Genomic DNA, 16,546 nt, shown 5'->3' with positions numbered 1-16,546 from the left:
GAGCGGGCCCGGCGGGCCGAACCGCGGCGACTAGCGGGAGCCGAGCAGGTCGTTGAGCCAGCCCTCGACGTCGATCTCCGGCAGTTCGGTGGGCAGTTCGGTCGGGATGGGCGGCAGCGCCGTGGTCGTCTCCGTGACGGTCACCGACGTCGTCTGCGTCACCGTCACCGGCGGCACCGGCTTCGCGAGCTCCGCCGCGGCGTTACGCCACAGGAAGAAGAACAGGCCGGCCGCGAGGAGCGTCAGGCCGAAGAGGATGCCCATGACCAGGGGCAGGGCACCGCCGCTTCTCGACGCCGCCGGCTGCGGCGTCTCCGGCACCATGTACTGCTGGTAGTCCGGCTGCTGCTGGTTCCACTGCTGTTCCTGCTCACTGGGGAAGTACTGGCGGGGCGGCTCTCCGTCCGCGCCGGTCGGTCCGAGGTAGCGGGTGTCATCGCTCATGATGCCTAAAGCTACACGTACTGCAGCGCCTCGCGGACCCTGGCGAACCACCAGTCACGACGATCAGCAGGTGCCTCCAAGGCCGCCAGGCGGGCGGGGTCAGGGACCACAGGTTCCACGGACATGTGCCCGTCGACGATCTCCCGCGGCGCGGCGACGTCCTCGACGAACAGCGACCCGGTGGCCAGTCCGGCGGCGGCGGGCGGGACGTCGAGGCCGTCATCGTCCTCCAGCACCGGCAGCGCGGCGACGGCGGCGAGGCCGGCGTTCATGCCCACCGCCGTGTCCAGGGCCGAGGCGACCGTGACGTCCATGTGCCGGGCCCGCAGATGCTCCGTGAGCGCGAGGACCGGCCGCACCCCACCCAGCGGGGCGACCTTGACCACGGCGACGTCGGCCGCCCTCAGCTCCGCCACCCGGTAGGGGTCCTCCTCCCGGCGGATGGACTCGTCGGCGGCCACCCGGACGAACAGCCCGGCGCGCATGAGCTCACCGCGCAGCTGTGCGAGCTCCTCCACCGAGTGGCAGGGCTGCTCCATGTAGTCCAGCGGGCCGAGGACCCGGGCGGCCTCCAGGGCCTCGGGGACGGTCCAGCCGCGGTTGGCGTCGACACGCACGACCGCCTGCGGCAGCACCGCACGCACCGCCTGCACACGGGCGACGTCGTCGGCGAGGGTCTGCCCCTTCTCCGCGACCTTCACCTTGACCACCCGGCACCCCGGGTAGCGGGCCAGCACCGACTCGACCTCCCCCGGGATGACCGCCGGGACGGTGGCGTTGACCTCGACGACCGAGCGTCGGTAAGCGGGGAAACCCTCGAACGCCGCCTCCAGCCCCGCGCGCAGCCACGCCGCGGACTCGCGGGCGTCGTACTCGAGGAAGGGGGCGAACTCACCCCAGCCGGCGGGACCATCGATGAGCAGGGCCTCCCGCGTGTCGACCCCCCGGAAACGCACCGCCATCGGCAGCGCGACGACATGGGAACGGTCCAGGATCTCATCGATGTGCATGGGTCTCACAGTAACGTCATGGCGGCGGAACCGGTTTTTCCGCACAATGGCGTCCATGACCGACAAGAAGCAGATCCTCACCCCCGAACAGATCACCGACGCCGACCTCACCGGCTGGGACAACAAGGGGGACCACATCACCGCCTCCTTCGACACCGGTGACTTCGCCACCGCCCTCCAGCTGGTCAACCTCATCGGCGAGTCCGCCGAGGAGGCCAACCACCACCCCGACATCACCCTCACCTACGGGGCGGTCGACGTCGCCCTGTCCTCCCACGACGTCGGCGGGCTGACCATCCGCGACGTCGAGCTGGCCCGGGTGATCAACGACCACGCGAAGGGCCTCAACCTAAGCTGAAGGACATGACCCGCAGCTACAGCACAGACAACCCCTTCGACGCCTCCCAGTGGAAGGCGGTCGAGGGCTTCGAGGACCTCACCGACATCACCTACCACCGCCACGTGGGCACGGAGCGCAAGGACGGTATCGTCCGCATCGCCTTCGACCGCCCCGAGGTGCGCAACGCCTTCCGCCCGCACACCGTCGACGAGCTCTACCGCACGCTCGACCACGCGCGCCGGACCCCCGACGTCGGCGTCATCCTCATCACCGGCAACGGCCCCTCCGAGAAGGACGGCGGCTGGGCGTTCTGCTCCGGCGGCGACCAGCGCATCCGCGGCCGCTCCGGCTACCAGTACGCCCGCGAGCACGACTCCGACGACGCCGCCGCCGACGCCTCCACCATCGACGAGGCCCGCACCAAGGTCGAGGGCGGCCGCCTCCACATCCTGGAGGTGCAGCGCCTCATCCGCACCATGCCGAAGGTCGTCATCGCCGTGGTCAACGGCTGGGCCGCCGGCGGCGGGCACTCGCTGCACGTCATCTGCGACATGACCATCGCCTCCCGCCAGGAGGCCCGCTTCAAGCAGACCGACGCCGACGTCGGCTCCTTCGACGCCGGCTACGGCTCCGCCTACCTGGCCAAGCAGGTCGGCCAGAAGTTCGCCCGCGAGATCTTCTTCCTCGGCCGCGCCTACTCCGCCGAGGACATGCAGCGCATGGGTGCCGTCAACATCGTCGCCGACCACGGCCAGCTCGAGGAGGAGGCCATCCAGGTCGCCCGCGAGATCAACGGCAAGTCCCCCACTGCCCAGCGCATGCTCAAGTTCGCGTTCAACCTGCTCGACGACGGCCTCATGGGCCAGCAGGTCTTCGCCGGCGAGGCCACCCGCCTGGCCTACATGACCGACGAGGCCGTCGAGGGCCGCGACTCCTTCCTGCAGAAGCGCGACCCCGACTGGGACCAGTACCCCTTCTACTACTAGTTCCCACCTGGTGGACCGTGGGGCCACGCTAGGATCAACGCCCGTGACCCGCCTCCTGGAACCCCTCATCGTCGACCCGCGCGACCCCGTCGCCATCCTGCCGGTGCTGGAGGAGGCGATCGCCGGGCAGCGCACCCTCCTGCCCGTCCCGGCCGAGGACCCGACCCGGGCCACGCTGCTGCGGGACTCCCAGCGCGCCGGGGAGCCCATCTCCCCGGACATCGCCCTGGTCGTGGCCACCTCCGGCTCGACCGGCACCCCGAAGGGCGCGCAGCTCACACCCGCCAACCTGGTGAGCTCGGCCGACGCCACCCACCGGCGCCTGGGCGGCGAGGGGCAGTGGCTGCTGGCCATGCCCGCTCACCACATCGCCGGGCTGCAGGTGCTCGTCCGCTCGCTCATCGCGGGCGTCGACCCCCTGGCCCTTGACCTGCGCCTCGGTTTCCACACCGCCGACTTCGCCGCCGCCGCCGCGGAGCTCCACGCCACCGGCGACCGCTGCTACACGTCGCTCACCCCGATGCAGCTGGCCAAACTCATGGACACTCTCCGGGGGATCGAGGCACTGCGGCTTTTCGACGCCGTCCTCGTCGGCGGCGCCGCCCTCAACCCGCAGCTCGCCCGGGCGGCACGGGACATGCAGATCACGGTGGTGACCACCTACGGGTCCTCCGAGACCGCCGGCGGCTGCGTCTATGGCGGGCACCCGCTGCCCGGCGCGCGGGTCCGCGTCGACCGGGGCCGCATCCACCTCGGCGGGCCGATGATCGCGCAGGGCTACCGCAACGACCCCGACCACGTGGCCTTCGCGGAGGAGGGCTGGTTCGCCACCTCGGACGCCGGGACCATCGAGGACGGTTCGCTGCGGGTCACGGGCCGCCTCGACGCGATCATCGACTCCGGCGGCCTCAAGCTCCAGCCGGAGGTCCTCGAGCAGGCGATGCTCGCCGTCCCGGGCGTGACCGGCGCCTGCGTGGTCGGCATCCCGGATCTGCGGCTCGGGCAGGCCATCGTCGCCGCCTACACCGGGTCGGCCACCCCGGGCGAGGTCATCGAGGGGCTCGACCATCTCCCCCGCTGGCAGCTGCCGAAGGACCTGCGGCGCGTGGCCGCGCTGCCGCTCACGGGGCCGGGGAAGGTGGACCGGCGGGGCGTCGAGAAGCTCTTCTGATTATGTCACCGCTCTGTGGGGCGGGTTGAGCACTCTGGGGCGGATCAATCAGCACCAAAGCACCCAACCCACCCCAAAGAGCCGTGACTAGTCCTCCGAGCGGCTCGCCGCGACCAGCTTCGCCACGTCCTCGTCCGTGTACACGCGGTTGATCTGCTCGTCGTTGCCGCCCATGAGCGTGTTGCCGATGACCAGCGCCCCCGACTGCGTCGACGGCACCACCGCGAAGTTCCGCGGGTGCGAGTAGACCTGGCGGACACGGTGCCCGGAACGCAGGGCGCAGGCGTGGAGCCAGACGTCGTCGGCACGCGGGGTCAGCTCCTGGAAGACGTCGCCCTGCCCGACCACGTAGTCGATGAAGCTGGCCGGGTACAGCACGCCGGAGACGCCGGTGGCGAAGTGCAGGAAGCTGGCGCGGCAGGTGTCGGCGGCGGTCCACTTCACGTACGGGAGCAGTTCCTCGTCGCGCAGCTCGATGCGGTGCGCGCGGTAGGCGATGACGACGTCGCTGCGCAGGTCACCGATGAACAGCAGCCGCTCGAGGAACCACTCGGGGTAGATCATGTCGTCGTCGATGGTGGCGACGCGGGTGCCGGTGCCGACGACCTCCCGGAACTGCCCCCAGTACTTGGTGTGCGGGCCGTAGAGCCCGTCGGAGCAGCGCACCTGGAGGCCCCGACCGACGAGGCGGCGCAGGGAGCGCGGCCACTCGGACTCGTAGTCCCTCCGGTCGAGCCACAGCACGACGGGTGCCCGGCTGTGCCCGCGCACGATCGACTCGAGCGTGTAGTGGACGCGGTTGAGCCGCTCGCCGTGGGAGGTCAGCGAGATGACCACGTCGCCCTCCTGCGGGAAACGGGTCCGCGAGAAACGGTTGTTCCACGCCAGCGGAATCATCCTGAACAGGGTGAAGAAGAAGCTGACCGCCTGGCCAAGCACATAAGAAATCCACATAACCCGCACCACCTTACTTTTCCGGCCCCGTGGTTGCCTGCCGGCCGCCCGGCCCCGGGTACAGGGTAGGGTGTAGCCGACATGAATGCCTACCGACGCTCCCCCGCCCACGAGATCACCGTCTCCGAGGAGCACGCCGAGCGTCGCCTGGACAAGTTCCTCCGCTCCCGCCTCAAGGGGGTGCCGGCGGGAGTGATCTTCCGGCTGCTGCGTAAGGGCGCGGTGCGTGTCGACGGCCGCCGGGCCAAACCGGACCACCGCCTCGCCGCCGGGGAGGTCATCTCCGTGCCGGCGCTGGACCTGCCCCCGCCGGACAGGGTCGCGGTGCCGGGTGCGGTGAAGAAGGCGGTCGCGGGGGCGATCGTGCACGAGACGGCTGATCTGCTGGTGCTCAACAAGCCGGCCGACCTGGCGGTCCACGTCGGCACCGGCGTGCAGGCCGGTGTCATCGAGGCGCTGCGCGAGCTCCGCCCGGGGGAGGAACTCGAGCTGGCTCACCGCATCGACCGGGAGACGTCCGGCCTGCTCATGGTGGCGAAGCGGCCGACCATGCTGCGCCACCTGCAGGAGGTGCTGCGCGCCGGGGACGTCGAACGCCACTATCTCGCGCTCGTCCGGGGTGCCTACCCGGAGACGCTCACGCGTATCGACGCCCCCCTCCTCACCACCGACTCCGGCGTCACCGTCCGCCCCGACGGCCAGGACGCCCTCACCCACGTGCGTGTGCAGCGCCGTTTCGGCCGACGCGCCACCCTCATCCGCGCGCAGCTGATCACCGGCCGCAAGCACCAGATCCGCGTGCACACCAGCCACACCGGACACCCCATCGCCGGCGACTCCCGCTACGGCGACCCGCGTTTCACCGCCGAGATCGCCCGCCTCGGGGGACGCCGGATGTTCCTGCACGCGCACTCCCTACGCATCCCGCTGCCGGACGGCACACTTCTCGACGTCACCGCCCCCACCTCCCCCGACTGGGACCGCACGCTGGACCGCCTGGCGGGCGGGCGCCGGGACGCCCCGCAGGGCCCGCGCCGCACCCCGGCTCGGCGTCCGCGACGGCGATGAAGCACAATGAGCCCCATGTCCGTTGATCTTCACCCCTACCCGGCCACGCCGCGGGACTGGTGGCAGGCCGCGCGCCCGCACACCTGGCCCAACGCCTTCTCCCCCGTCATCGTCGGCTCCGGAGCCGCCGCTTTCGCCGGTGGTTTCTCCTGGTGGCGGGCCCTGCTGGCGCTCGTGGTCGCGTGGGCGCTCATCGTCGGCGTCAACTACGCCAACGACTACTCCGACGGTATCCGCGGCACCGACGAGGACCGCACCGGCCCGGCGCGCCTGACCGGTGGGCGCCTCGCCGCGCCCGCGGACGTCAAGCGTGCGGCGTTCCTCTCCTTCGGGGTGGCGGCGGTGGCCGGCGTCGCGCTCTCCCTGGCGAGTGCCTGGTGGTTCATCCTGGTCGGCGCGGTGGCGATCCTGGGCGCCTGGTTCTACACGGGCGGCAAGAACCCCTACGGTTACCGCGGTCTCGGGGAGGTGGCCGTGTTCATCTTCTTCGGCCTCGTCGCCGTGCTGGGTACCGAGTACACGCAGGCCGGGGCCGTCTCCTGGGTCGGCCTGGGCGGTGCGGTGGCGATCGGCGCGATCTCATCCTCGGTCAACCTGGCCAACAACCTGCGCGACATCCCCTCGGACACCGCCGCCGGCAAGGTGACCCTCGCGGTGCGTCTCGGCGACCGCAACACCCGCTACCTCTACACGGCGCTGGCGCTCACGCCCTTCCTCGTCTCCCTGCTCCTGGCCACGCAGCTGCCCTACCTGGCACTGGCGCTGGTGGCCCTGCCCCTGGCGTTCAAGGGCATCATGGTCGCCCTGCGCGGCAACCGGGGGCCGGCGCTCATCCCGCTGATCAAGACGACCGGCCAGGCGATGCTGGTGTGGGCCGTCGTCACCGCGGTGGTGCTCTTCCTCAACGCGCCGGGCCTGTAGATGTCGGGGGTCATCACCGGCTTCGCCATCATCCTGGCGGTCATCTCCGTCGGCGTGATCCTCTCACGCACCGGGGTGATCCGGGACGACCGTGAACGCCTCGTGCTCAACCGCGTCGCGTTCTACGCCGCGTCGCCCGCGCTGCTGTTCTCGTCGGTGGCGAAGTCGGACGCCGACACGCTGTTCTCGCCGGTCATCCTCGTCATCTTCCTGGCGACGGTCGCCACCGCGGTCGTGTACATCATCGCGTCAACGTTGTTCTTCCGGCAGGACCTGCCCACCACGACGATGGGCGCGGCCTCCTCCTGCTACTTCAACTCGGTGAACATCGGCCTGCCGGTGAGCGTCTACGTCCTCGGCGAGGCCACCTACGTCGTGCCTGTCCTCGTCCTGCAGATGGTCGTGTTCACGCCGTTCATCCTCGCGGGCCTGGTCTCCGAGGACTCGGGCGAACGGTCCCGCGTGGCCCGCATCTGGGGTCCGGTGCGCACGGCGGTCTTCTCCCCCGTGGTCATCGGTTCGGTGCTCGGCCTCGTCGTGGCGCTCGTCGGCCTGCAGATCCCCGACCCGGTCATGCGCCCCCTGGAGATCCTCGGTGGTGCGTCGATCCCGATGATCCTCATCAGCTTCGGTGCGTCGCTGCGCAACACCGCTCCGCTGACCACCCCCGCCGACCGGCCGGGCACGATCGTCGCCACCGGACTCAAGCTGGTGGGCATGCCGCTCATCGCGTGGGGCATCGCCCTGAGCCTGGGGCTGGAGGGCAACGAACTCTATGCGTCGGTCATCCTGGCCACGCTGCCGGCGGCGCAGAACGTGTACAACTTCGCCGCCTCCTACCAGCGCGGCATGATCATCGCGCGCGACACCGTCTTCCTGACCACGTTCGGTTCCCTGCCGGTGATGCTGGTGATCGCGCTCCTCTTCGGACGTTAGCGGGCGTCCAGCTCCCGCTTGACCCATTCCTTGCGGGCCTTGCGCTGCGCGTTCCAGGCGCCGACGGAACGGTTGGCCTCGACACGCATGCCCTTGAACACGAGCATCGACAGCGGGAACGCCACGAGCAGCGCCAGCAGGGCGGACATGACGAGGGGCACGGGGGCGTCGATAAGCACGGCGAAAAGCTGGATGACGATGGTCAACACCACAAACAGCCCGAGTCGGGCGCCGCCGTACTTGAGCAGCGCCATGTTCGCCTGGCGGCGGACCGCCGGATCAAGCTCCGGGGGCGCGTCGGAAGGGTGCTGGGGAGTATCTGGTGCAGTCACACCTGCAGTCTACTGCTGCCATTAGAGTGGGCCACATGGGACGTCTTTTACTCGTACTGCTGGTTGTCGTCGCCATTGTGCTCGTGTGGAAGGCCTTCGGGCCGAAGACATGGAAGCGCAGTCAGGTGGAGCCGCAGCCCCGGGCCATCAAGGGGCCGGATGACGACGAGGAGTTCCTGTGGAAGATCGAGAAGGACCGATTCAAGGAACGCCGCGCCCGTGAGGCCGCGGAACGCGAGGAAGAGGAACGCCGCAGGCGTGCCGAGGAGCGATACCGTGAACCCGACACCGACGACGATCCACCGCTGGACTGAGGCCGACCGCCGGCTCGACCTCGCCGGCATGCGCGCCTGCCTCGCCGCCGACGTGCGGCTCGTCTCCCCGCTGACCGACGGCTTCGACTTCCGCGGCGTGGACGCCGTCATGGCGGTCTTCGAGTCGGCGTTCGCGCTTCTCGACGACATCCGCATCCACCGCCTCACCGGGTCCGGCGACGACTGGGTCCTGTGGGGGCACAACGTCCTCGACGGGCAGAACCTGGAGGAGATCCAGTGGCTCCGCCTGGACGGGGACGGGCTCATCAGCGAGATCACCCTGTTCATCCGGCCGATGCCCGCCGCGGTGATGCTGCTCGGGCGGATCGGCCCGGGCCTGGCGTCGCGGGGTGCGCTGCGTCCCGGGGCCCGGGCGGCGTCGGTGGCGGCGCGCCCGCTCGGGTGGATCGTGCGGGGCGTCGAGAAGTGGCTGATGCCGCGCCTGGGGTAGGCACGCGGACTAGGCTGCTTCCTGACTACCCCTCCGCGCCCCAGGGAGCCCCCATGCGTCCAGTCCTCGGCCTCGCCACCGTCCTCCTCCTCACCGGCTGCAGCGCCGGGAACGAACAGGCCATTGTGGAGACGGTGGTGGTCACCGAGACGGCCGCCGCGGCAGATGCCGCGCCCCAGCCGGAGCAGAACGGGGACCACACCGCCGACGCCTACCGCGGCGTGCTGCAGAATCCCCCCACCTACCCGGAGGACCGCATGAGCCGCTTCCACCCCACGGGCTCGTGGTCCTACGCCATCGTGGAGGCCACCGGCGACCACCGGCCCGACATGCTGCTCCGGATCGACGGCACGGAGTTCTCCCGCGTCCACCTGTACTCCACCGACGCCGACGGGCAGCTCATCCGCTCGACGGACTACCTCGTCGACGGGGCCGCCGGAGCCGGTGGCAGCCGGGCGCGGCTGGAGGCCTCCCGGTCGGGGGCCGGCGTGTACCAGGTCGACTACGTGTCCACGCAGCGCGAGGGCACGAGCACGCTCTACCGCCTGACGGGGACGTCGCTGGTGAGCGTCGGGGAGCCCACCGTCTTCGAGGCGCTCGGCGCCCTGCCGGACCACCAGACGATCACGTGGCTGCCCTCCACCGACCACTCCGGCCTGGCGGCTCTCCGCGGCGCGACGCCCGCGGCCGCCCCCGCCCCGACGTCGCCACAGAGCGGACCAGCCGCGGGCATGGTGCGCTTCACCGGTGTCGTCGCGGAGAAGAGCACCAGCGAGATGACCGGCGGGGAGCCCTCACCGAACGGCGAGCCGGAGAGCAACCGCTACTACACCCTCCTCCTGGATGCCCCACAGGAGGTCACCGCGTCCCAGGGGCCGTGGTCCGAACGCACCGAGACGGTCTCCGAGATCAGCCTGGGTGAGAGGTCGGAGTACAGCGACGACTCCGCCACGTGGCGGCCGCTGGTCGGTCGACGGGTCGCCCTCGACGTCGACCCCGCGGACATGGGCTACCCCACCGACGCCGGCATGCCCGTGGGCATGCTCCGCGTGTGGGATCCGGTGGTCAGCGGCTGACTACCCGTCCGTGACCTCGAAGGTCATGGCCATGCCGAGGGCGTGCGCCACAGCGGCGACCTTCTCCCAGCGGACCCCCGTGCCGCCGTGCTCGATCGTGTGGAGCGTGGAGCGGGAGACCCCGGCCTTCTCCGCGATGTCCGCCTGCAGGGCGCCGATGTCGCGGCGGCGCTGAGCCAGCCGGGCACCGAGATCGAGAAGCACCGGATCGTCGCCGGCAGGCTTGCCGGTCTTCTTCCTGGGGGCTGACGTCCCTGTCACTGTCCGACTCCTCCCTCAGAAGCTGTTCGGAATATGTTCAAGTCTAGCCTGCGGAGACTCATCGGGGTCCGCGCGGCGGGGAGGCCCGGCACATCAGGGGAAACAGGAACGCCGCGCCAGAGAGTTCTGGCGCGGCGTGCGTGCTGTTCAGCAGCGGTCTAGTTGAGTCCCGCGTAGGAGTGGAGGCCCGAGACGACCATGTTGATGAAGAAGAGGTTGAAGATGGTGGTCGCCAGGGCGGCGATGTTGATCCACGCGGCCTTCCAGTCACGCCAGCCGGCGGTCGCACGGGCGTGGAGGTACGCGGCGTAGAGGACCCAGGAGATCAGGGAGACCGTCTCCTTCGGGTCCCAGCCCCAGAAGCGGCCCCAGGCCGCCTCCGCCCAGATCGCGCCGAGGACGATGCCCAGACCGAAGACGGGCAGGGTGAGGATCGCGGTCCTGTAGGCCATGCCGTCGAGCTTCTTGGTGCTCGGCAGCGGCTTGGCGATGGCGCCGAAGAAGCCGTGCTCCTTGCCCTGCGGCTGCCAGATGCGCAGCAGGTAGAGCAGCGAGGCGATACCGGAGAGCACACCGAGGGAGGCGCCGGAGGAGACGATGGAGACGTGGATCGGCAGCCAGTGGGACTGCAGGGCCGGGACGACCGGGGCGGAGTCGGCGTAGAGCTTGGTGCCGCCGAAGAACAGGAGCGCCAGGATCGGCAGCAGGAGCCACGGCCAGACGATGCGCCACTCCTTGCGCTGGATGACCAGCGCCGCACCGATCATGATGAAGGCGGTGGTGACCAGCACGTACTCGTAGAGGTTGCCGAAGGGGAAGCGGTTGGTGGCCAGGCCACGCAGGACCGCGGAGACCGAGTGCACGATGATGCCCAGCCACACCATCGCCTGGGTCATGCCGCCGAACTTGTTGGCGCCGGCCTCGAGCTTCTCCACCTCGGAGAGGTCCGGGGCGTCGTCGAGCACGGTGGAACCGCCGTCACCGACCGCGACGAGTTCCTTCTGCTCGGCGCGGGCGAGGGACCGGCGGGCGTCGATGACGCTCTGCATGCGGCCGTAGTAGACGAGCGACAGCACGAGAGCCAGCACATAGATGACGAACGCCGACTGGAAGGCGACGTCCGAGAAGTTGGAGAGAGTCTGATTGACGGTCATGTGTGAAGGACACCCTCAGGTAGTCAGGTGGGCCGGTGAGATACCTCTGTGACGGTACCCCACCGGACCGGGCGATTCCAACCCTTGGGCCACCTATTCCCCAACTTTAGTTGGCCACGAGGCGGGCATCCTCGGGGACGAGAAGGTCCTCCTCGACCTCGTCCGGGTCGGGCAGGCCGAGGAGTTCGCGGTGGATGCGGTCGAACTCCGCGCCCCAGCCGGCCCGGTCGGTACGCGCCAGGCCGCCGAGCTCGACGAGGGTGCCGCCGTCCTCGCGCGGGGCCAGGCGGATCCAGATGCGGCGGCGCTTGATCAGCAGCGAGCCGACGAGGGCGGCCAGCATGATGACGGTGGTCACCAGGACCCACGGCTGGAAGGGGTCGCGGGAGATCTGGAAGTTGGCGAACTCGCTGGCACCGTCGAAGGTGACCACGGTGCCGTCGTCCAGCGTGACGGAGTCCCCGCGGGAGAGGTTGACGCGTTCAATCTTCTGCAGCTGACCGGAGTGCAGCAGCGCGGTGTCGAGGCTGAAGATCGACTGGGCGCGGCCGGTGTCCAGGCCGGCGTCGCCGCGGTAGATGTCGATGGCCACGGCCGGGTCGGTCATCGCCGGGAAACGGGAGGTGAGCAGTTCGTTGTTCTCGCCGTCCCACTGCGCCGTCGGGGCGAACAGACCCTGGATGGCGATCTGGTTCTGGCGGCGGTCGTACAGCTCCGGGTACATGCCGGCCGGCGGGTCGAAGCGCATGACGCCGGAGGACAGGAAGAAGGTCAGGTCGTCGGGGCGCCACTGGATGGTCTGGGTGCGGGACTCGCCGTTGGGCCAGGTGACGGTGAAGGTCGGGGCGAAACCGTGGCCCTGCAGGTAGACGCGGTCACCCTCGACGCGCAGCGGGTGGTTGACCTTGAGTTCGTAGTCGGTCCACTCGGACTTCGGCCGGTGGATGTCGTCCCCGACGGCGTAGGAGACGTTCGAGGTGAACATCTCGGCCTGGCCGTTGGGCAGGTAGTCCGCGGAGAAGTCGTGCGCGTCGAAGCAGAAGGTGGTCAGGCCGGTGCCGTCGAAGAGCGGGCCGGCGCGGAAGGAGTCGAAGTTCGCGGTCGACGTGTTGCAGAACTCGGTGTTCTGGTCGCCGAGCGGGGTCTCGTAGTTGCCGGACTCCGTCACCACGATGACCTGACCCTCGTAGTACACCATCCGGCCCAGCGCGACGGTGACGATCATGCCGACGAGCCCCAGGTGGAACAGCAGGTTGGCGAGCTCACGCGCGTAACCCCGCTCCGCCGCCAGCGAGAACTTACCCGCCCGGTCATCCGTCGGCTGGTACTCCGCGACGTGCCAGCGGCGCAGCAGTCCGCGGGCCTCCGCGGCGACCTCCTCGACAGGCTTGTCGACGTCGCCCTCCGCGTGCAGCGGCAGGCGTCCGAGGTTCCGCGGCGCGCGGGTGGGCGGGGTCTTCCAGGCGAAGTAGTGGTCCCAGGAGCGCGGCAGGATGCAGCCGATGAGGGAGATCGTCAGCAGCGTGAGGATCGCGAGGAACCAGGTGGACTCGAAGACGTCGTAGAGCTGCAGCCGGTCGTAGAACTCGGCGAGTCGGCCGTTGTTGGCGATGTACTCGTTGACGTTCTCCTCGTTGAGGGAGCGCTGTGGCAGCAGGGCGCCGGGGATGGCGGCGATGGCCAGCAGGAACAGCAGCACCAGGGCGGTGCGCATGCTGGTCAGCCAGTGCCAGGCCTTCTTGAGGTACGTCACGACCGTACGCAATGCTCTTTCCGTCTCTTCCTAGATGATCGTGGCGCCGTACTCGACGGTCCACTGACGCACGAAGTTGATGAAGTGTGCCCACGCGCCGGTGAGCAGGGCGAGTCCCACGAGGATCATGAGCACGCCGCCGAGGAGCTGCACCTTGCGGGAGTGCCTCCGCAGCCAGCCGATCGTCCGCATCGCCCGGGCGGAACCCAGCGCGATGACCAGGAACGGCAGGCCGAGACCCAGGCAGTAGGCGATGATGAGCGCCACGCCGCGGACGGCGGTCATGCCCTCGGTGCCGGCGGACACGGAGATGATCGCCGCGAGGGTCGGCCCCAGGCAGGGCGTCCAGCCGAGGGCGAACACGCCGCCGAGCAGCGGGGCGCCCACCCAGGTGGTCAGCCGCTTCGGGGCCATGCGGGTGTCGGTCTGCAGGGCGGGGATCATGCCCATGAACACCACGCCCATGACGATGGTGATCACACCGCCGACCCGCATGAGGGTCTCGGCGTTGAGGGTGAGCATGCTGATCGCCCCGAACACGGTGACCGTGGCCAGCACGAACACCACCGTGAACCCGAGGATGAACATCAACGCCGCCCCGGCGACGGCCCACTGCCGTTTCTTCGTCACGACGGCGCCGTACTGCGCGTCGTGCCGCACCTCCCCGCCGACGATACCGGCGAGGTAGGACATGTAACCCGGCACCAGCGGCACGACACACGGGGAGGCGAAGCTGACCAGGCCGGCGGCCGCCGCGGCGAGCAGCCCCAGGATCAGGGGGCCGGAGGCGGCGGCGTCGGCGAAGAGCTGCCCGAGTTCGGTCATGCAGTTTCCTCGATGAGGGGCAGGGCGGCGTCGAGAAGCTCGCGGTCCGTGACCGCCTCGAGGAACACCGCGGCCGGGCGGTGCTGGCGGTCGAGGATGATCGTCGTCGGCACGACTGACGTCGGCACGCCGCCGAGCAGGGCGGCGGAACGGAACGGCGGATCGTACAGCGAGGGGTAGGTCAGGCCGTTGTCGATGACGAAGTCCTGCGCGATCGTCCGGTTGTAGTCACGGACGTTGATGCCCAGGATCGTCCCGCCGAGCGGCTCGATCTCCTCCTGGACGCGCTGCAGGTCATCCGCCTCGGAACGGCACGGCGCGCACCACTGACCCCAGGCGTTGAGGATGACGACCTCGCCCTCGAAATCGGACAGGGAGATCTCGGTGCCCTCCTCCATGAGGGAGTCACCGGAGATGTCCGGCAGCGGCGCGCGCTCGGACTCGTCGTAGAAGATCTCCATCTGCCCGCCGGGCGAGTGGAACTGGAAGGTGCCGCCGACGGCGACCGCGCTCTTCGCGGCGTCCGGGTCCTGGCCGCAGGCGGTCAGCGTCAGCGCGGCCGCGCTGAGCACGGCCGCGATCGCACGCAGGCGCATGTCAGATGTCCTTCGCGGGGGTGGTGTAGAAGATGTCGGTGATCTCGTCACCGTCGAAGACGAGCGAGGTCACGGAGGCCAGCTCGCACTGGCGGCTGGCGTGGGCCAGCGGGACGCCGAGCACGCTGCGCTGCACCATGACGATGGGCAGCTGGTGGCTGATCAGGATCGCCTCGTGGCCCTCCGCCTTACGGCGTGCCTTCTCGACGGCGCCCATCATCCGCTCGGCGATGTCGACGTACGCCTCGCCCCAGCTCGGCTCGAAGGGGTTGAACATGAGCGGCCAGCGCACCGGATTCCACAGCTGGGAGTTCCAGCCCTTGGTGCGCAGACCCTCGAAGCGGTTGCCGGCCTCGACGATCTCGGGGATCGTCTCGACGTCGAGGAGCAGCGTCTCCGCGAAAGGCTCCGCGGTCTCCTGGGCGCGCTGCAGCGGGGAGGCGCCGAGGAAGGTGACGTCGTGGTCCTCGAAGGTGCGGGCCACGCGGGCCGCCTGGGAACGGCCCCGGGAGGACAGGTGGTACCCGGGGATGGTGCCGTAGAGGATGCGCTCCGGGTTGTGGACCTCGCCGTGGCGGATGAGGTGGACGATCGTGTGCGACATGGAGGGTGTGTTTCCTTTACGCGGTGGCTGCGGCGGCGGCCTGGGCGGCCGGGACGAGTGCTTCCTCGATACGGGTGAAATCATCGTCGCTCAGGGCGGTCGACACAAACCAGGTCTCGAAGACGCTCGGCGGGGCGTAGACGCCGTTGTCGAGCAGGGCGTGGAAGAACGGCGGGAAGCGGAAGGTGTCCGCGGCCTTCATGTCGGCGAAGTTGTGGCCCTCGCCCTCGGCGAAACGCACGGAGAACATCGTCGCGGCACGCTGGATGTGGTGTGCCACGCCCTCGCGGGTGAGTGCCTCGGAGATGAGGCCCGAGAGGCGGTCGGCGTGCTGGTGGAGCAGCGGGTAGATGTCCTCGGAGGCCAGACGCAGGGAGGCCATGCCGGCGGCCATGGCGACGGGGTTACCCGACAGGGTGCCCGCCTGGTAGACGGGGCCGGAGGGCGCGAGGTGCTCCATGATGTCGGCGCGGCCACCGAAGGCGGCGGCCGGCAGACCACCGGAGACGACCTTGCCGAAGGTGGTGAGGTCGCCCGCCACCCCGTCGACGCCGTACCAGCCGGAGTAGGAGGTGCGGAAACCGGTCATGACCTCGTCCATGATGAGCAGCGCGCCGTCGGCGTGCGCGATCTCCTTGAGGGCGGCGTTGAAGCCCTCGCGCGGGGCGACGGTGCCCATGTTGCCGGCGGCGGCCTCGGTGATCACGGCGGCGATCTCGCCCGGGTGCTCGGCGAAGGCCTGCTTCACGGCCTCCAGGTCGTTGTACGGCACGACGATGGTGTCGGCCGCGGAGGCGCCGGTGACGCCCGGGGAGTCCGGCAGCGCGAACGTCGCGACGCCCGAGCCCGCGGCGGCCAGCAGCGCGTCGACGTGGCCGTGGTAGCAGCCGTCGAACTTGATGATCTTGGAGCGGCCCGTGAAGCCGCGGGCCAGGCGGACCGCGGACATGGTGGCCTCGGTGCCGGAGTTGACCAGGCGGACCTCCTCGACGGAGGTGCGGTCGATGATCATCTGGGCGAGCTCGATCTCCGCCTCGGTCGGCGCACCGAAGGACAGGCCCTTCGCCGTCGCCTTGACCACGGCGTCCGTGATCTCCGGGTGGGCGTTGCCGTTGATCATCGGGCCCCAGGAGCAGACGAGGTCGACGTACTCGTTGCCGTCGACGTCGACGAGCGTGGAGCCGTGGGCGGAGTCGATGAAGCGGGCCTGGCCGCCGACGGAGCCGAAGGCGCGGACCGGGGAGTTCACCCCGCCGGGGATGAGGGTGCGGGCACGGTCGTGCATCTGCGCGGACTTCTGGGTGCGTGCGGAGGTCGGGGAGCTCAGAGTCATGCCCACCATCATACGAC

The 16,546-nt window shown here is 69.9% G+C and carries 20 protein-coding genes; 9 read left to right on the top strand and 11 right to left on the bottom strand.

What is annotated here, in order from left to right:
- Window positions 1–30: 30 nt before the first annotated feature.
- A complete protein-coding gene (locus B842_RS13050) occupies window positions 31–444 on the bottom strand; it encodes a hypothetical protein (RefSeq protein WP_052437674.1) in 414 nt (137 codons plus the stop codon).
- 11 nt (window positions 445–455) lie between these two features.
- On the bottom strand, window positions 456–1,454 hold the full coding sequence (locus tag B842_RS01615) for an o-succinylbenzoate synthase (protein ID WP_040084798.1): 999 nt from the start codon (window positions 1,452–1,454) through the stop codon (window positions 456–458).
- A 55-nt stretch (window positions 1,455–1,509) separates the two neighbouring features.
- Between B842_RS01615 and B842_RS01610 the strand changes: the two genes are divergently transcribed.
- Genes B842_RS01610 through menE form a run of 3 tightly spaced genes read left to right on the top strand, consistent with a single transcriptional unit; the run spans window position 1,510 to window position 3,951 of the window.
- The gene (locus B842_RS01610) at window positions 1,510–1,812 is read left to right on the top strand and encodes a 4a-hydroxytetrahydrobiopterin dehydratase (protein WP_040087224.1); all 303 of its coding nucleotides are present in this window, start codon (window positions 1,510–1,512) and stop codon (window positions 1,810–1,812) included.
- 5 nt (window positions 1,813–1,817) lie between these two features.
- On the top strand, window positions 1,818–2,780 hold the full coding sequence (locus B842_RS01605) for a 1,4-dihydroxy-2-naphthoyl-CoA synthase (RefSeq protein ID WP_040084796.1): 963 nt from the start codon (window positions 1,818–1,820) through the stop codon (window positions 2,778–2,780).
- Between the two features lie 43 nt (window positions 2,781–2,823).
- Window positions 2,824–3,951: an o-succinylbenzoate--CoA ligase gene (menE, locus tag B842_RS01600; RefSeq protein WP_040084795.1), complete on the top strand. Its 1,128-nt coding sequence runs from the start codon at window positions 2,824–2,826 to the stop codon at window positions 3,949–3,951.
- Between the two features lie 87 nt (window positions 3,952–4,038).
- Here the strand turns inward: menE and B842_RS01595 are convergent, their stop codons facing one another.
- A complete protein-coding gene (locus B842_RS01595) occupies window positions 4,039–4,905 on the bottom strand; it encodes a hypothetical protein (protein ID WP_040084794.1) in 867 nt (288 codons plus the stop codon).
- Window positions 4,906–4,986: 81 nt separating this feature from the next.
- Between B842_RS01595 and B842_RS01590 the strand changes: the two genes are divergently transcribed.
- The 3 genes from B842_RS01590 to B842_RS01580 are packed head-to-tail and all read left to right on the top strand — an operon-like array spanning window position 4,987 to window position 7,830.
- A complete protein-coding gene (locus B842_RS01590; protein WP_052437673.1) occupies window positions 4,987–5,973 on the top strand; it encodes an RluA family pseudouridine synthase in 987 nt (328 codons plus the stop codon).
- Between the two features lie 6 nt (window positions 5,974–5,979).
- The gene (locus B842_RS01585) at window positions 5,980–6,894 is read left to right on the top strand and encodes a 1,4-dihydroxy-2-naphthoate polyprenyltransferase (protein ID WP_082028334.1); all 915 of its coding nucleotides are present in this window, start codon (window positions 5,980–5,982) and stop codon (window positions 6,892–6,894) included.
- Window positions 6,895–7,830 carry an AEC family transporter gene (locus B842_RS01580; RefSeq protein WP_040084791.1) on the top strand — a complete coding sequence of 312 codons (936 nt, stop codon included), beginning with the start codon at window positions 6,895–6,897 and terminating at the stop codon, window positions 7,828–7,830.
- Here the strand turns inward: B842_RS01580 and B842_RS01575 are convergent.
- Entirely contained in the window at window positions 7,827–8,162 is a 336-nt protein-coding gene (locus B842_RS01575) for a DUF4229 domain-containing protein (protein ID WP_245631371.1), read from the bottom strand. The two genes, B842_RS01580 and B842_RS01575, sit on opposite strands and share 4 nt — an antisense overlap.
- A gap of 35 nt (window positions 8,163–8,197) precedes the next feature.
- Between B842_RS01575 and B842_RS01570 the strand changes: the two genes are divergently transcribed.
- From B842_RS01570 to B842_RS01560, 3 genes are read left to right on the top strand one after another with little or no spacing between them, the layout of a single operon-like run.
- Window positions 8,198–8,476 (top strand): hypothetical protein, encoded by a 279-nt coding sequence (locus B842_RS01570; RefSeq protein ID WP_040087219.1) that lies wholly within the window; start codon window positions 8,198–8,200, stop codon window positions 8,474–8,476.
- A complete protein-coding gene (locus B842_RS01565; protein WP_040084790.1) occupies window positions 8,439–8,927 on the top strand; it encodes a nuclear transport factor 2 family protein in 489 nt (162 codons plus the stop codon). Before B842_RS01570 ends, B842_RS01565 begins: the two co-directional genes overlap by 38 nt.
- Before the next feature lie 53 nt (window positions 8,928–8,980).
- Window positions 8,981–10,003: a hypothetical protein gene (locus tag B842_RS01560; protein ID WP_040084789.1), complete on the top strand. Its 1,023-nt coding sequence runs from the start codon at window positions 8,981–8,983 to the stop codon at window positions 10,001–10,003.
- Here B842_RS01560 and B842_RS01555 read toward each other — a convergent pair whose 3' ends face one another.
- From B842_RS01555 to hemL, 7 genes are all read right to left on the bottom strand, one after another.
- Window positions 10,004–10,264, bottom strand: coding sequence for a helix-turn-helix domain-containing protein (locus B842_RS01555; protein ID WP_040084787.1), 261 nt, complete (start codon window positions 10,262–10,264; stop codon window positions 10,004–10,006). It lies immediately after the preceding gene.
- Between the two features lie 158 nt (window positions 10,265–10,422).
- Entirely contained in the window at window positions 10,423–11,418 is a 996-nt protein-coding gene (gene ccsB, locus B842_RS01550; protein ID WP_040084786.1) for a c-type cytochrome biogenesis protein CcsB, read from the bottom strand.
- Between the two features lie 106 nt (window positions 11,419–11,524).
- A complete protein-coding gene (locus tag B842_RS01545) occupies window positions 11,525–13,132 on the bottom strand; it encodes a cytochrome c biogenesis protein ResB (protein WP_052437966.1) in 1,608 nt (535 codons plus the stop codon).
- Between the two features lie 69 nt (window positions 13,133–13,201).
- The gene (locus B842_RS01540) at window positions 13,202–13,996 is read right to left on the bottom strand and encodes a cytochrome c biogenesis CcdA family protein (RefSeq protein WP_040084783.1); all 795 of its coding nucleotides are present in this window, start codon (window positions 13,994–13,996) and stop codon (window positions 13,202–13,204) included.
- Window positions 13,993–14,592, bottom strand: coding sequence for a TlpA family protein disulfide reductase (locus tag B842_RS01535; protein WP_040084782.1), 600 nt, complete (start codon window positions 14,590–14,592; stop codon window positions 13,993–13,995). Before B842_RS01535 ends, B842_RS01540 begins: the two co-directional genes overlap by 4 nt.
- A 1-nt stretch (window position 14,593) precedes the next feature.
- Window positions 14,594–15,196, bottom strand: a complete 603-nt coding sequence (locus B842_RS01530; RefSeq protein WP_040084781.1) for a histidine phosphatase family protein — start codon at window positions 15,194–15,196, stop codon at window positions 14,594–14,596.
- Between the two features lie 16 nt (window positions 15,197–15,212).
- Entirely contained in the window at window positions 15,213–16,529 is a 1,317-nt protein-coding gene (hemL, locus tag B842_RS01525) for a glutamate-1-semialdehyde 2,1-aminomutase (RefSeq protein WP_040087217.1), read from the bottom strand.
- Window positions 16,530–16,546 lie beyond the last annotated feature (17 nt).

It is taken from the genome of Corynebacterium humireducens NBRC 106098 = DSM 45392 (genome assembly GCF_000819445.1).
Taxonomy (GTDB): domain Bacteria; phylum Actinomycetota; class Actinomycetes; order Mycobacteriales; family Mycobacteriaceae; genus Corynebacterium; species Corynebacterium humireducens.
Note: the sequence above shows the minus strand (reverse complement) of the source record. Positions and strands in the feature narration are given on the sequence as shown.